Consider the following 15,001-nt stretch of genomic DNA (forward strand, 5'->3'; position numbering starts at 1 on the left):
CGGGGGCCACGAGCAGCGCCGCTTCCCGCGCCTGCCGAAGGCCTACTCGGTCGGTCGGCCTGGACCTGAACACGGCATTCCCCGCTGCCAACGGCTACCGCGGGTACGACGACCAGGCCGTGGAGACGGTGCGCTGCGTCATTCGACAGGCCCCTGCGGACTTCCACGGAGGCAGGCGGCGCCACCACCCCAGTTCCCGCAAGGACCTGTACAAGAGGCCACTTGGACAGGGAAATGGCAACTTCGACATGGCTCGCGGAGGCGGCTACCTTCATCTGGTCTTCGGTGGTCGCTCACGATCGCACAGGAGTTCCTTCAGGCCGGGCCGGCCGCGACGGGATGAGTCGGTCACGCCCCACGAACCCTCGCCCCATGCGTAGGCCACCGAACCGGGTCCACGCCAGGCAGTCCCCACCAGGGAGAGACGCATGCCCCATCTTGCTCTGTACACATTCGGCGTCCTGAAGTCACCTCTCGCCGATCCCGCACCTCTCACGCGCGAGTTCTACGACATCGGTGAGGCCGTCTACCGGAAGATCGGTCAGCACCCCGGATACCTCGCGCGTGCTGAAGCGGCAGGCGGTGACCGGGGCGTGCTCTTCGAGGCGGACTGGGGCGCATGGGGTGAGTTCGCCGTACCGACCTGGTACGGCAAGGGCCGTACGGCGGAAACCACCGCCCTGGCCGCGACACTCTCACTCTGGACCGACCTGCGCCCCGCCTTCGACGCCATCTACACCGGTCTGCACCGTGAGGCGCTGAACAGGCGTTACGACTGGTTCGAGAGGACAGGGCACCCGAATTACGTGTGCTGGTGGCTCCCCGACGGCGTGATACCCACCTGGCGGGACGGGGTTTCCAGGCTGGAACACCTCCACGACCACGGCTCCGTGCCGCACGCCTTCACCTTCCACCACTCGTTCGCCCCGGACGGAACTTTGACCAGGAGCAAAGGCATCGGGCCGAAGAGCGACCAGGTTCACTGACAAGGAAGCCTGAACGACTCGGTTCGCCGTCAAACGCCTCGGCTCCGGCTCCCTGTCACGGACATGGAGCCTATGGGGCGGCGCAGTTCAGAGCCGGTTCACGAGCTCCTGCGGTCGGGGCCGGCCGACGAGCGGCGGGCCTTCCGTGAGAAGTCGAGGAAGGAGGCGGCTGAGCGGTTCGCCCTGGGTGAGGAGAACGCGGTCATCGCGCGCGAGCCGCGGGTCAGCGTCCGGTCGGTGCAGCGTTGGCGCGAGGCCCGGTCAGGACGCTCGTCGGGCGCCGGTCCACAAGAGCCACACCCTCCATGGTGTTGCCGCGCTCGCGGCTGATGCCGTGCGCCCGCAGGAGGTGCCGACGCACGGCAACGGGTCGGCTCGCTACACGTTCGCCGTGGCCTGGTCGGCGAAGGCCGGGGGCTGCGACTGCCGCCTCGCGGTCGGCAGGAGCCGTTCGAGCGCCCACGGACCCGGGCCGAAGACGGCAAGCAGAAGGAACGTCCAGGCGTACAGGGCAGAGGGCTCACCGCTGTTCTCGATCGGCAGCAGGCCGGTCGGCTGGTGCACGGTGAAGTAGGCGTACGCCATCGATCCGGAACAGATCAGTGCCGCCGACCGGGTGAACAGGCCGAGCGCCACCAACAGGCCGCCGACCAGCTGGATCACGGCCGCCCACCATCCGGGCCAGGCGCCGGACGGAACCGTCCCGCCGTGCGTTCCCACGGCTCCGCCCAGCACTCCGAACAGCGACGCGGCGCCATGGCAGGCGAAGAGGAACCCCACGACGAAGCGCACCAGTGATTGCACGGGGCCGGCAGCTCTGGAACCCGGGGACGGGACGGTGCGGTACATGAGTTCAGCCCTTCAGGAGACAGGGGAATGGGGAAGTGCCGTAACGGGACGCTGAGTGGGGGAGGAACGGCGGCACTGTACGGCCGTGAGGGGCAGCAGCCCTCGTGGCGGTGCGGAACGCTACATGGATGCGTCCTGCACGCGGTTTCCCTCCGGAGAACAGTCGGCCAACGCTGGGAGCGGGCCAGGTCAGAGCCGTCCCCGAGGGCATTCCGTCCTCTCGCCGACGTGCCGGCCGGGCTGTGACAACGATCACCGACCACCGTCTGACCTGGACGAACCCGTGGTTTCCCGCCCGTTAACCAATGGGTTGTTGTGAGCCGCAACCGCCCCGTCCAAGCTGCACAAGGCCCCACTCGGGCAACCGCCACTGGCGGCTTTTCTTGTGCCGGCGGCATGGTCCAAGGGCCATGGCAGACCCCAGCTATGGAGGGACGGGATTGATAGGGCACCTGTGCTACACGGCGGGAAAGAGCGATCGGACACTGGTGCTGGACCGCAGGGAGTTACCTGCCGACGAGCGGGAACTCACCAGCACGCTGTTGCTGGCACGTGACTGGCTCGCCGGTCAGCACGACGCCGACGTCACGACGATCGCCATGATCGAGCCGTCCGCGGACCCTTCCTTCGACCTGGACTACCAGTTCGCGCAGTACCTCCCCGGCCCACCGCCGCGTTTCGAACTACGGGGCAGCTGCGGGCACTCGATCCTGTCCTCCGTCGCCGTGGCACATCGCCTTGCCTGGCTCTCACCCCTCGGTACGGCCTCTCGGTTGCGCGTCAACGTCCTGAACACCGGTGACCGCGTCGTGTGTGAGGTCAGTGCGGCGAGCCGCAGTCTGACGTTCTCCGTGGAGTTCGGCTATCAGCCTCCTCGGCGGCTGGGCGACCTGTTGCCCACGGGGACGCCGCACGACGAACTCGACGGAATGACGGTCTCCTTGGCGTCCGCGGGCAACCCCCACGTCTTCGTCGACGCCGCCGACCTCGGCCTGCGGGACGAGGCGAGCCTGTTCGCGGCGGACGCCTCCGTGCGCGGGCGGCTCACCGACATCCGCCGTGCCGGCGCTCGCCGCTTCGGCCTGCCGGAGAACAGCGTGTTCCCGAGGGTCTCCGCGGTCGGCCAGTACGAGTACCGGCGCCTGGCGATGCTGACTCTTCCGGCGCAGGTCGGGTCCGGCCCGCTGCCCCCTGCCGATGCCGTCACCGTCGCCGCGGCGGCCGTGATCGAGGGCACGGTCCCGCAGCGGTTGGCCGAGCGGGGCTGGAGCCGGGTGGACGAGCTGGTCATCGACACGCCGTTCGGCACCACAGTCGTACGGGCCGCGGTGACCGGTACCACCCTGGACGACACCCTCACCCGTGTCGGCGTGCGGCGCGGGACCGTCCGGTACGACGGCTCGGTCTTCGTCGAGCCCCTCCGCGACCTGATGCTCAGGCAGGAGGACGAGGTCCTGCGCTCCGCACTCCACTGAGCTGCTCGCCGCTCTCCCGGCTTCACCGAGTTCACCGACACGGCTCTCCTGCCGGCCCGCCACGCCCGGCCGGCAGGCCGACGAAGCACCCATCTTCCCCGAACGTACAGGCGGTCCACCCATGCCCTCTGCCCCGCGCGCATCCTTACCGGCTCCCGGACTGACACGGACTTTCGACACCCTGCTCACGGCGCTGGCCCCGGCGGTGTGGGGGAGCACCTATCTGGTCACGACGGAACTACTGCCGCCCGGCAGACCACTACTGGCCTCCACTCTGCGGGCGCTGCCCGCCGGCCTGGTGCTGCTCGCGATCGGCCGCAAGCTGCCGCGCGGCGCGTGGTGGTGGCGAGCCGGGGCGCTGGGGGCGCTGAACATAGGCATCTTCTTCTACCTGTTGTTCGTGGCCGCCTACCACCTGCCCGGTGGAGTGGCGGCACTGGTCGTCGCTGTCCAGCCCACGGTCGTACTGATCCTCGGCGCCGTGCTGCTGAAGGAGCCCATCCGCCCGGCGCAGCTCACCGCCTGCCTGCTCGGCGTGACAGGCGTGGCACTGCTCGCCCTGACCCCGCGGTCCGGCGTCGACCTGGTCGGCATCGCCGCCGGGCTGGCCGCCGCCGTCAGCATGGCGGCCGGCATCGTGCTCACCAAACGCTGGGGGAGGCCCGAGGGGGTGGGCGTGCTGACGTTCACCGGCTGGCAGCTCACTGCGGGCGGCCTGCTGCTTGCCCCCGTCACGCTGGCCGCCGAAGGTGTGCCCACCCACGTCACCGCCGCCAACCTCGCGGGCTTCGCCTACCTGAGCGTGATCGGGGCACTGCTCGCCTACGCGGTCTGGTTCCGCGGCATCGGCCGGCTGCCGGCACTCGCCGTGTCGATCCTGGGCTTCGCCAGTCCGCTCGCCGCGACGGTCCTCGGCTATCTCGTCCTCGGCCAGGGACTCTCACCGCTCCAACTCACAGGCGCCGCGGCGGTGATCACCGCCGTCGCGCTGGTCCAGTTCTCGCAGCCGCCACGCGCCGGGAAGCAGGCCGGCAGCTCGTCACTGGAGCCGACTCACCACCACGCACTCGCAGGCAAGGGGAAACCGTGACCACAGCACAGCCCACCGCACGTTCCATGGCCCGCGTCCACGGCCTACGGCTGGGCGGAAGCCTGCCCGATCTGTTGCGGGAGCAGGCCGCGGCGCGGCCCGACGGCACGGCGGTCACCAGCGGCACCGACAGTGTCACCTACCGGGAGTTGGAAGCCGCCGCCGCCCGGCTGGCCGGTCGGCTGAACGCGTTGGGCGTGGTCCGCGACCACTGCGTCGGCCTGTACACCGAACCGTCCCTCGACCTGATGACCGGCGCCTGGGGCATTCTCTTCGCAGGCGCCGCCTACCTGCCGCTGTCCCCGGAGTACCCCGAGGAGCGGCTGCGCTACATGATCGAGGACAGCGGTACCCGCGTCATCGTCACCCAGGAGCACCTCGCCGCCCGCCTGCGGTCGCTGGCCCCCCGGGGCACCCGCATCGTCACGCTCACCGACGCCGCCCCGTCTCCGTCCGCCAGACCGCCGGCGCCGGCACCCGGCGATCTCGCCTACGTCATCTACACCTCCGGCAGTACCGGACGGCCCAAGGGCGTACTGATCGAGCACCGCAGCATCCTCTCCCAGATGCAGTGGATGCAGATGTGCGGGCACCTCTCCGCGCGCACCACCGTGCTGCAGAAGACGCCGATGAGTTTCGACGCCGCGCAGTGGGAGATCCTCGCTCCGGCCGTCGGAGCCCATGTGGTGATGGCCGAGTCCGGCAGCTACCGCGACCCGGAGGCGCTGATCGACGCGATCGTCCGCCATGAGGTGACCACGTTGCAGTGCGTGCCCACACTGTTGCAGGCCCTGCTGGACACCGAGCGGTTCACCTCGTGCACCACGCTGCGCCGGGTGTTCTCCGGCGGCGAGGCGCTGTCCCGTCAGCTGGCCCGTACCCTCCTCGACGAGGTTCCCTGGGTGTCCCTGGTCAACCTGTACGGTCCGACCGAGTGCACCATCAACGCCACCGCCCACCTGGTCGACGCGGAGACGCTGCCCGAGGGCACCGGATCGGTGTCCATCGGCGTGCCGGTCGACAACACCCCGTGTTACATCCTCGACGAGAACCGGGCGCCGGTGGACATCGGGGAGACCGGTGAGCTCTACATCGGCGGCGTCCAGCTGGCCCGCGGCTACCTGGGCCGGCCCGAGCAGACGAAGGGGCGGTTCGTCCCCTCCCCGTTCGTGCCGACCGAACGCCTGTACCGGACCGGTGACCTCGCGTACTGGAACCCCGACGGCACGATCCAGTTCGTCGGCCGCACCGACAACCAGATCAAGCTGCGCGGCTACCGCGTCGAACTGGACGAGATCGCCCTGGCCATCGAGGAGCACACCTGGGTGCGCCGCGCGGCCGCGATCACCGCCGAGGACCCGCGCACCGGCTCCACCAACCTGCTGGCCTGCGTCGAGCTGAATCCGAAGGAAGCGGCCCTGATGGACCAGGGCAACGCCGGTGCGCACCACCAGTCCAAGGCCAGCAAGCTCCAGGTGAAGGCGCAGCTGTCGAACCCCGGCCTCCGTGACGCGCACGAACTCGACGGCCGGCAGGTCGTGCCCCTGCCCGGCCGGCAGGAGACCGTGCGGCAGCGGCACGAGACGTTCGCCCGCAAGACGTACCGCTTCTTCGACGGCGGACAGGTCACCCGCGACGACATCGTCGCCCTGCTGGCCCCGCGACCGGTGAACGCTCACTCCCGGGACCTCGCGGACCTCACTCTCGCCGAACTCGGCCGACTTCTGCGTTGGTTCGGCCAGTTCCACAGCGAGGAGCGGCTGCTGCCGAAGTACTCCTACGCCTCACCCGGCGCTCTGTACGCCACGCAGCTGTACCTGGAGACCAGCGGCCTGGACGGTCTGGACGCCGGCGTGTACTACCACCACCCCGCCGACCACACCCTGGTCCGGATCGGCGACGCCCGGAAGGACGCCGAGGCGACGCTGCGCGTGCACTTCATCGGCAAGAAACGGGCCATCGAGCCTGTCTACAAGAACAACATCCGCGAGGTGCTGGAGTTCGAGACCGGCCACATGCTCGGTGTCTTCGAGGAGATCCTGCCCGAGTACGGCCTCATGATCCGCCCGGCCGCTCACCGACCCGCTGCCATGGACAGGCTGGACGTCGCCGCCGAGGACCACTACCTGGGCACCTTCACCATCGACCGCAACGACGGCCGGCCTTTGCACGACCCCGCCGAGATCTACGTACAGGCCCACCCGCGCCGGGTGCTCGGGCTACCGGCCGGCCAGTACCGGTGGACCGGCGACGACCTCGAACGCATCTCGGACGCCCTCGTCCTGCCCAAGCACGTGATCGCCATCAACCAGCAGGTGTACGAGCGGGCGAGCTTCGGCATCACCGCCGTGAGCCGCGCGGCCGACGAGTGGCTGCAGTACATCGCCCTGGGCACCAGGCTGCACCACCTCCAGCGCAACGCGCTCGCCCTGGGCTTCATGTCCTCCGGTTACAGTTCCAAGACCGGCCACCCGCTGCCCGCCGCAACGCGCGTGGACGACATCCTCGCCTCCTGCGCGATATCCACCGGCCCCTCGTACTTCTTCCTCGGTGGCAAGGTCAGCCAGGAGCAGATCCGCAGCGAGGGGATGAACGAGGACACCGTGCACATGAAGGGCCCGGCCGAGTTGATCCGGGACGACCTCACCGAGCGACTGCCGGACTACATGATCCCGAACCGCGTCCTGGTGCTCGACCGGCTGCCGCTCACCGCCAACGGAAAGGTCGATGCCAAGGCCCTGGCCGCCGCCGAGCAGGTGCGGTCCGCCGACACCGGCAGGCCCTACGTCGCTCCCACCACGCCGGCGGAGCGGTGGCTGACCGAGGCGTGGGCGAAGGCACTGAAGTACGACGAGGTGTCCGTGGAGGACGACTTCTTCGCCTGCGGCGGCAACTCGCTGATCGCGGTCGCGCTCGTCAACCGGGTCAACCGCGAGTTCGGCCTGCGCCTGCCGCTTCAGGTCGTCTTCGAACACCCTAAGCTCGCCGACCTCGCCGCCCGCATCGAGGACGACGGCGCCGCACCTTCCTCACGACTCGTCCCGCTGCACACGCGGGGCGCCGGCCGCCCGCTGTTCTGCTGGCCCGGCCTCGGCGGCTACCCGATGAACCTGCGCCTGCTGGCCCGCGAGGCCGGTGCCGGCCGGCCGTTTTTCGGCATCCAGGCGCACGGCATCAACACCGGTGAGACGCCGTACCCGACGATCCGCGAGATGGCCGAGGCCGACGTGGCCGAGATCCTGCGCACCCAGCCCGAGGGCCCGTACAGCCTCTGGGGCTACTCCTTCGGCGCCCGTGTCGCCTTCGAGGCCGCCTGGCAGCTGGAGCAGTCCGGCCGCCAGGTCGACCACCTCCTGCTGATCTGTCCCGGCAACCCCAAGGTCCGCGCGGACGGCGCGGACCGCTTCGGCCGCGAGGCGACCTACCGCAACCCCGTGTACGTCGCGATCCTGTACTCGGTCTTCACCGGCATGGTCGGCGGTCCCGATGTGGACGCCTGCCTCGCGGTCACGCGGGACGAGGACAGCTTTGTGAGCTTCGTCCACGACCGACTGCCCGAGCTCGACCAGCAGTTGATCCGGCGCGTCACTCATATCGTGGCGCAGACCTACGAATTCGAGTACACCTTCCGCGAGCTCACGGAACGCCGTCTGAACACACCGGTGACGGTCTTCAAGGCCGCAGGCGACGACTACTCGTTCATCGAGGCCCACTCCGACTACTCCACCACTCCTCCGACGGTCGTCGAGCTGACCGGCGACCACTACAGCGTCCTGAAGCAACGGGGCATCGCGGAACTGGCCGCAGCGATCGCCACCCGACAGGGCGGCCCGCGGTAAGCACGGAACCCGCCCCCACGAGTCCTCGCCAACCCCGGCCGCGCCTGCTGTGGCTGCGGTCCGGGGAGTCGGCCGCCAGGCGGGCGGATGAAGATGTGCGGGTGACGTCGGCCGTGCGGAATCTTGCGGAAGCAGAGCACGGAGGCTTTGAAGACGGACCCCGGTACGACGTCCCGCCACTGCCCGACGACGCCACAGGTCTCGTCGGGCGGTGGCGGGACGTCACCGGTCACCATGTCGAGGCCGCGTCGTTGAGATGCGGTTTCCTGCCGGCCGGGGTCCAAGGTCGCCGCCCGGCGCCTGGCGCCGTGGCGGTCGTTTGCGCTACTCGCGGTGGTGCAACAGCGCCGTGATGACGTCGCCGTGGCAGCGGGAGATGACGTCCAGCTGGATGTCCTTGGGGCAGACGGCGGTGCACTCACCGATCTGGGTGCAGCCGCCGAAGCCTTCCTCGTCATGACGGCTGATCATGTTCAGTGCACGGGTGTGCCGCTCGGGCCGGCCCTGCGGCAGCACTCCGAGATGGGTGATCTTCGCGCCGAGGAACAGCGCCGCCGAGCCGTTGGGGCAGGCGGCGACACAGGCGCCGCAGCCGATGCAGGTCGCGGCGTCGAACGCGGTTTCGGCGTCCTCCTTCGGCACGAGGATGCTGTGGGCTTCGGGGGCGGAGCCGGTCGGGGTGCTGATGTAGCCGCCCGCCTGGATGATCCGGTCGAGCGCGCCGCGGTCGACCACGAGGTCCTTGACCACCGGGAAGGGAGCGGCGCGCCATGGTTCGACGTCGATCACGTCGCCGTCGGCGAAGGTGCGCATGTGGAGCTGGCAGGTGGTGACACCGGCCTGCGGCCCGTGCGGGACGCCGTTGATCACCAGGCCGCACATGCCGCAGATTCCCTCGCGGCAGTCACTGTCGAACGCGACCGGGTCCTCCCCCGCCAGGGTCAGCCGTTCGTTCAGGACGTCGAGCACCTCCAGGAACGACATGTCGGGGGAGACGTCCTCGACCTGGTGGGCGACCATGCGTCCGGGCTGGTCCGGTCCCCGCTGCCGCCAGATACGAAGGGTGATGTTCACTTGTAGCTCCGCGCTTTGAGCTCGACGTATTCGAAGGCGAGGTCCTCCTTGTGCAGGATGGGAGGGCCGCCGGTGTGCTCCCAGGCGGCGACGTAGGCGTAGTGGTCGTCGTCGCGCAGCGCCTCGCCGTCAGCGGTCTGGTGCTCGGCGCGGAAGTGGCATCCGCAGGACTCCTCACGGTGGAGTGCGTCGATGCACATCAGCTCGCCGAGTTCGAGGAAGTCCGCGACCCGCCCGGCTCGTTCCAGGGCATGGTTCAGTTCTTCGCCGCTGCCGGGAACGGTGACATCGCGCCAGAACTCCTCCCGCAGCTCGCGCACGGCACTCAGGGCGTGCAGCAGGCCCTGGCGGGTGCGTTCCATGCCGCAGTGGTCCCACAGGATGGCGCCCAGTTCCTTGTGGAAGGAGGCGACGGTACGGCGCCCGCCGACCGCCAGCAGTCGGCCGACCCGGTCGTGGACGGCCGCAAGTGCTGCGCGCGCGGCGGGGTGCCTCTCGTCGGCGCCTTCGTAGGGGCCGGCCGCGAGGTAGTCGGCGAGGGTGTTGGGCAGGACGAAGTAGCCGTCGGCGAGCCCTTGCATGAGGGCGCTCGCCCCGAGCCGGTTGGCGCCGTGGTCGGAGAAGTTGGCCTCGCCGATGACGAACAGGCCCGGGACCGTGCTCTGCAGGTCGTAGTCGACCCACAGGCCGCCCATCGTGTAGTGCACGGCGGGGTAGATCCGCATGGGGACCGCGTAGGGGTCCTCGCTGGTGATCTGACGGTACATATCGAACAGATTGCCGTAGCGTTCCTCGACGACCGACCGCCCCAGGCGTGCGAGGGCGTCGGAGAAGTCCAGGTAGACGCCCAGCCCTGTGGGACCGACGCCGCGGCCCTCGTCGCAGACGTTCTTGGCCGCACGGGAGGCGACATCGCGCGGGACCAGGTTGCCGAAGGCTGGGTAGCGGCGTTCGAGGAAGTAGTCGCGCATCTGGTCGGGGATGTCGTTCGGCCGGCGGTCATCACCCGCCGTCCTCGGTACCCAGATCCTGCCGTCATTGCGCAGTGATTCGCTCATCAGCGTCAGCTTGGACTGGTGCTCGCCGCTGACGGGGATGCAGGTGGGGTGGATCTGGGTGAAGCACGGGTTGGCGAACAGCGCACCCCTGCGGTGCGCGCGCCAGATCGCGGTGACGTTGCAGCCCACCGCGTTGGTCGACAGGTAGAAGGCGTTGCCGTAGCCGCCGGAGGCGAGCACCACCGCGTCGGCGAACCGAGCGGTGACTACGCCGGTGACCAGGTCGCGCACGACCACACCCCGGGCCCGACCGTCGATGACGACCAGGTCCAGCATCTCGTGGCGCGCGTGCACCCGCACGGTGCCGGCCGCAACCTGCCGTTCCAGCGCCTGGTAGGCACCGAGCAGCAACTGCTGGCCGGTCTGGCCGCGTGCGTAGAAGGTCCGGGAGACCTGGACACCGCCGAACGAGCGGTTGTCCAGCAGCCCGCCGTACTCGCGGGCGAACGGCACGCCCTGGGCCACGCACTGGTCGATGATGTCGACGCTGACCTGGGCGAGACGGTAGACGTTGGACTCGCGGGCGCGGAAGTCGCCGCCTTTGACGGTGTCGTAGAAGAGCCGGTACACGCTGTCGCCGTCGTTGCGGTAGTTCTTCGCCGCGTTGATGCCGCCCTGTGCGGCGATACTGTGTGCCCGGCGGGGGCTGTCCTGGTAACAGAAGACCTCGACTCCGTAGCCTGCCTCGCCGAGGGAGGCGGCGGCGGAGCCACCGGCCAGGCCACTGCCGATGACGATCACCGAAAGGCGGCGCCGGTTCGCGGGATTCACCAGCCGTGCGGTGAACTTCCGGGCGTCCCAACGTTCGCCGATCGGGCCGGCGGGCGCTTTCGTGTCGGCGATCGGCGCACCTGCGCTGAACAGACCGGATTCCGGGGTGGGCGCTGTGTCGCTCACGCTTCGATCCCTCCGAAGAGCACCACGTAGGGCGGGACCAGGAACCCGATCGTGATCGCCAGAGCCACGGCCACGGCCACGGCGTTCAGATGACGGCGCCGTCGCAGCGAGGTGTTCGCGCCCAGTGTCGCGAAGGCGGCCCAGAAGCCGTGCCGAAGATGGAAGCCGATCGCGATCAGAGCCGCCGTGTAGCTGAGCACGACCCACCAGACCCCGAAGCCGTTGACCGTCCGCACATACGGGCTGGGGGAGACCCCACCGGGGTGGATGGTATCGGTGGTCAGGTGCAACAGGTGGTAGACCACGAACAGGACGATGGTCACCCCTCCCCAGCGCATCGTGAAGGAGGAATAACTGCGCTGGACCCCGAGCCGCGTCCGGGTGCTCTCGTACCGCCAGCCGCCTCGTCCCCCAGTGGCCCGGCGGGAGCGCGCCCACAGGGTCACCGCCGCACCGATGTGGATCAGCACGCCGGCCACCAGCACCACCCGGATGATCCACAGCGCGCCGGCGTAGGGGAGGAACGGCTCACCGACCGTGCGCAGATGGAGGGCATAGCCGTCGAATGCCGCCTGGCCGTAGAAGAGCTTGAGATTGCCGTACATGTGGACCAGCAGGAACAACACCATGATCAGGCCCGTCACCGCCATGGCTGCCTTCAACGCCACTGTCGAACGCGCGGGCGCCGGCTCTCTCGTTCGCACGGAACTCTCGGTGGCCACCGGGCCATGTTCCCCCGCGGGCGGACAGGCCCCGGCTCGGACACACCGCCGCTCACCCTGAGTGTCTTGAGATCACCCGACCGGACAGCCCCTGACGTTCACACTCCCGTGCCCGCAACCCACGATCAACGTCCGCAGCCGTGCGGTGCCGTCCTGGACGTCGATGCGCCGGTCAGTGCTTCTTGGCCAGCCATTCGGCCAGGACGGCGGCCTGGCTGTGGTCCACATCCCGGGTGGCAGTCAGCAGCGTGAGCCTGTCGTGCGCGGCGATGTCCCGCAGGTGCTCCGCGGCCTGCCGGTGGCCCGCATCGCGCAGTTCGGACAGATAGCGGCGGCGGAACTCGGTGAAACGGCTCGGCTCGTGGGCGTACCACTTGCGCAGATCGCTGGACGGAGCGACATCGCGCAGCCACTCGTCCAAGTGCGCTTCCTCCTTGCGCATGCCCCGCGGCCAGACACGGTCCACCAGGACACGCTTGCCTTCGGCAGGAGAGGGCTCTTCGTAGACTCGCCGGTAGGTGATCTGCTTGACCATGACGGCACCTTCCGAACCAGATCGGCCGCCCCGGCCCGGAGCCGGTGGACGGCTCACTGCATAGGGATGTGTCTTGCTGTGCTCAGTCTATCGGCGAACCCCCGCGAGCCGATCGGACATCCGCCGTGAGCGCCTGGCCCTGTTCGGGTGCGATCATGACAAGGAGGAGGCCGAGCATGGGCGGCAGCCGCCAGACGACACGGAAGCCTGATTTCCCCGCGCGCGCCGCTCCACGAGCAGGCTCGCTGGACCGACTCGACGAGGTGATCGCGACCTGCGGGGCCTGCCCGCGCATGGTGGCCTGGCGGGAGGAGGCCGCGCGGGTCAAGCGCAGGGCGTTTCAGGGCTGGGAGTACTGGGCGCGTCCGGTGCCCGGGTTCGGCCCACCGGACGCCCCGCTGATGATCGTCGGTCTGGCGCCGGCCGCGCACGGCGGGAACCGCACAGGGCGCATCTTCACCGGTGACCCTTCCGGCGACGCGCTGTACGCCGCCTTGTACGACCTCGGGCTGGCATCCCAGCCGACCGCAACCCAACGCAGTGACAGGCTGGAGCTGTACGGAGTGCGGATCACGGTGCCGGTGCACTGCGCCCCGCCGGACAACCGGCCCACCACCGGTGAGCGGGACACCTGTCGGCCGTGGCTCGCCCGCGAGCTGGAACTGCTGCGGCCTACCCTGCGGGCGATGGTGGTGCTCGGCGCGTTCGCCTGGCAGGCGCTGCCGCCGGTTCTCGCGGAAGCGGGATGGCGAGTGCCTCGCCCGCGCCCGGTCTTCGGACACGGAGCCGAGGTTCTGCTCGCCTCTGCCGGCGGCGGACGGCCGCTGCACCTGGTCGGCGGCTACCACCCCAGCTGGCGCAACATGTCCACCCGCACACTGACCCCCGCCATGCTGCGCGACGTGCTGCGCCGCGGAGCCGAGGCCGGCGGCCTCCTGACGCGGCCGCACCACGGCGGGCCGGGAGTCTGAGCCGCACGTCGACCATAATCGCGTGAACGACTCTCCGGTCGAGCCCGCGATCAGGTCCGGCGTCGGCCAGCCCACTCTCTCGGCGGCCCGGTCGGCATTCAAGCCGGGTCGGCGCCCTCGGAGCGACGCGGCCAGTGCGCCAGGCTGCCGGGCGAGGGAGCGGACTGCGCCGCTTCCGCTGCTGAGGGATATATCTCGTAGCTCTGGCCCATGCCGGTCAGGTCGAAGATCCTCTGCATCCGGCCGGAGACGGACGCGATACGCAGCGAACCCTCGTGGTCACGGACGCGTTTCGTGATCGCCACGATCACGCCCAGCCCCATCGAGTCCATGAAGGTGACGAAGCCCAGGTCCAGGACGAAGTGGCGGTGTCCCTCATCGACGAGCTTGATCACCGCTTCCCGGACCATGGGGGCGGTGTGGGCATCCATCTCACCGTCGACCTCGACCAGGGTCCAGCCGCCGACCGAGTCGTAACTCACCATCATGCTCTCGTGCCGGATGATGTTCGTTCGCATGGCCATCTCTCTTCACGCCTCCCCCCCATTCTCCGGCCGCAGCAGATCGAGCGCCCCTCCGCACGTCGAACGTGGTCAGCGGCAGGGGCAGTGGATTCCGGTTCTGGCTCACTCCATGGTCATCGAGCAGGCGACCCGCCACCGATCCTCCTTACACCGGTGCGGGTGGCCCCCGTCGACGCGGATCAAACCCAGGTCCCGGGGAAAGCCGAGGCCCGGCATGCACCGGCCTCCCTGACCTACCGGCCGTCGGACCCGCCGCGAGAGTCACCGCCGTTGGCGACAGACTGTAGGAGGACGGATCGGTCGGGTGAACACGGCTCGGTCCGACAGTCCGGACAGATCGAGTCGATGGCATGCTTCGGCGTGATGCGGCCCCCGGCGCCATCCCTCTGCTCAACGGGCTGTACGACGCCGAGCCGGCCCACCAGCCCGTGGTCGCCGTCGTCGGCCAGCAGAAACGGCTCTCGCTCGGCACCCACTACCAGCAGGAAGCAGACCTCGGGCGCCTCTTCGCGGGCGTCTCCGAGTTCTGCCAGATGATCGTGTGGCGTCGCGACGATCACCATCCCGAGACCACCCTCAGGCAGGCCGTACTACATGCTGGTGGGGAAGTTCGTGGGGGCCGGCGACGGTGCCGGGATGTAGTGGCGGGCGAGGTCGGCGTCGCGGTTGTGGGGCCCGTGGCGACGGGCCTCCGGGTCGCCGTACTCCTTGAGATCCTGGCGTCCGGAAACGACGTCCCGAACGCGTGTCACGACTCGGCCGAGCAAGGTCTTCATCGGTTCTCCCTGGTGCACGTGGTCTTGTCGAAGAGCATGCGTCGGCGGCCAGCCGAATTCCAGTGACTTGAGCCGGACTTGAGTTTCGTCCGGTCCTCCAGCGACAGTGCACCTTCACTATTCGGCCGGCCGGCCGGTCGGCCGCTGCGGCGGCTGCCAAGACGCGCCGGGCAGAACGGCTGTTCTCTGTGAGGCGAGCAGTTCC

13 protein-coding genes and 1 pseudogene are annotated in these 15,001 nt (G+C 69.4%); 6 read left to right on the top strand and 8 right to left on the bottom strand.

Going from position 1 to position 15,001, the window contains the following annotated elements; genetic code table 11:
• The first annotated feature begins 428 nt into the window (after positions 1 to 428).
• Both ACWDD7_RS18460 and ACWDD7_RS18465 read left to right on the top strand, forming a co-directional pair.
• Positions 429 to 986, top strand: a complete 558-nt coding sequence (locus ACWDD7_RS18460; RefSeq protein WP_450458080.1) for a DUF3291 domain-containing protein — start codon at positions 429 to 431, stop codon at positions 984 to 986.
• A 72-nt stretch (positions 987 to 1,058) separates the two neighbouring features.
• Positions 1,059 to 1,244, top strand: a pseudogene (locus ACWDD7_RS18465) (hypothetical protein); the annotation flags it as partial.
• 120 nt (positions 1,245 to 1,364) lie between these two features.
• On the opposite strand, the gene ACWDD7_RS18470 reads toward ACWDD7_RS18465, so the two are convergent.
• Positions 1,365 to 1,835, bottom strand: a complete 471-nt coding sequence (locus ACWDD7_RS18470) for a DoxX family protein (RefSeq protein ID WP_392213229.1) — start codon at positions 1,833 to 1,835, stop codon at positions 1,365 to 1,367.
• A 440-nt stretch (positions 1,836 to 2,275) separates the two neighbouring features.
• Here ACWDD7_RS18470 and ACWDD7_RS18475 point away from each other — a divergent pair, with 440 nt between their 5' ends.
• From ACWDD7_RS18475 to ACWDD7_RS18485, 3 genes are all read left to right on the top strand, one after another.
• Positions 2,276 to 3,310 carry a PrpF domain-containing protein gene (locus ACWDD7_RS18475; RefSeq protein WP_450458081.1) on the top strand — a complete coding sequence of 345 codons (1,035 nt, stop codon included), beginning with the start codon at positions 2,276 to 2,278 and terminating at the stop codon, positions 3,308 to 3,310.
• Between the two features lie 121 nt (positions 3,311 to 3,431).
• Positions 3,432 to 4,400, top strand: a complete 969-nt coding sequence (locus ACWDD7_RS18480; RefSeq protein ID WP_450458082.1) for an EamA family transporter — start codon at positions 3,432 to 3,434, stop codon at positions 4,398 to 4,400.
• 26 nt (positions 4,401 to 4,426) lie between these two features.
• Complete coding sequence (locus ACWDD7_RS18485) at positions 4,427 to 8,239, top strand: non-ribosomal peptide synthetase family protein (RefSeq protein ID WP_450458159.1); 3,813 nt, start codon at positions 4,427 to 4,429, stop codon at positions 8,237 to 8,239.
• Positions 8,240 to 8,563: 324 nt separating this feature from the next.
• On the opposite strand, the gene ACWDD7_RS18490 is transcribed toward ACWDD7_RS18485, so the two are convergent.
• The 4 genes from ACWDD7_RS18490 to ACWDD7_RS18505 all read right to left on the bottom strand — a co-directional run bounded on the left by ACWDD7_RS18490 (position 8,564) and on the right by ACWDD7_RS18505 (position 12,525).
• Positions 8,564 to 9,313: a succinate dehydrogenase/fumarate reductase iron-sulfur subunit gene (locus ACWDD7_RS18490; RefSeq protein ID WP_351880942.1), complete on the bottom strand. Its 750-nt coding sequence runs from the start codon at positions 9,311 to 9,313 to the stop codon at positions 8,564 to 8,566.
• Positions 9,310 to 11,268 carry a fumarate reductase/succinate dehydrogenase flavoprotein subunit gene (locus tag ACWDD7_RS18495; protein WP_450458083.1) on the bottom strand — a complete coding sequence of 653 codons (1,959 nt, stop codon included), beginning with the start codon at positions 11,266 to 11,268 and terminating at the stop codon, positions 9,310 to 9,312. Before ACWDD7_RS18495 ends, ACWDD7_RS18490 begins: the two co-directional genes overlap by 4 nt.
• The gene (locus ACWDD7_RS18500; protein WP_450458084.1) at positions 11,265 to 11,990 is read right to left on the bottom strand and encodes a succinate dehydrogenase cytochrome b subunit; all 726 of its coding nucleotides are present in this window, start codon (positions 11,988 to 11,990) and stop codon (positions 11,265 to 11,267) included. The genes ACWDD7_RS18495 and ACWDD7_RS18500 overlap by 4 nt, the downstream gene beginning before the upstream one ends.
• 172 nt (positions 11,991 to 12,162) lie before the next feature.
• The gene (locus ACWDD7_RS18505; protein ID WP_450458085.1) at positions 12,163 to 12,525 is read right to left on the bottom strand and encodes a DUF488 domain-containing protein; all 363 of its coding nucleotides are present in this window, start codon (positions 12,523 to 12,525) and stop codon (positions 12,163 to 12,165) included.
• Between the two features lie 176 nt (positions 12,526 to 12,701).
• On the opposite strand from ACWDD7_RS18505, the gene ACWDD7_RS18510 reads away from it, so the two are divergent.
• Complete coding sequence (locus ACWDD7_RS18510) at positions 12,702 to 13,496, top strand: uracil-DNA glycosylase (protein ID WP_450458086.1); 795 nt, start codon at positions 12,702 to 12,704, stop codon at positions 13,494 to 13,496.
• A 98-nt stretch (positions 13,497 to 13,594) separates the two neighbouring features.
• Here the strand turns inward: ACWDD7_RS18510 and ACWDD7_RS18515 are convergent, their stop codons facing one another.
• The 3 genes from ACWDD7_RS18515 to ACWDD7_RS18525 form a co-directional block, all read right to left on the bottom strand.
• On the bottom strand, positions 13,595 to 14,014 hold the full coding sequence (locus ACWDD7_RS18515; RefSeq protein ID WP_351880927.1) for an STAS domain-containing protein: 420 nt from the start codon (positions 14,012 to 14,014) through the stop codon (positions 13,595 to 13,597).
• A gap of 239 nt (positions 14,015 to 14,253) precedes the next feature.
• Positions 14,254 to 14,583, bottom strand: coding sequence for a hypothetical protein (locus tag ACWDD7_RS18520; RefSeq protein ID WP_450458165.1), 330 nt, complete (start codon positions 14,581 to 14,583; stop codon positions 14,254 to 14,256).
• 27 nt (positions 14,584 to 14,610) lie between these two features.
• Entirely contained in the window at positions 14,611 to 14,796 is a 186-nt protein-coding gene (locus ACWDD7_RS18525) for a hypothetical protein (protein WP_450458166.1), read from the bottom strand.
• Between the last annotated feature and the right edge of the window lie 205 nt (positions 14,797 to 15,001).

It is taken from the genome of Streptomyces sp. NPDC001056 (assembly GCF_053598955.1).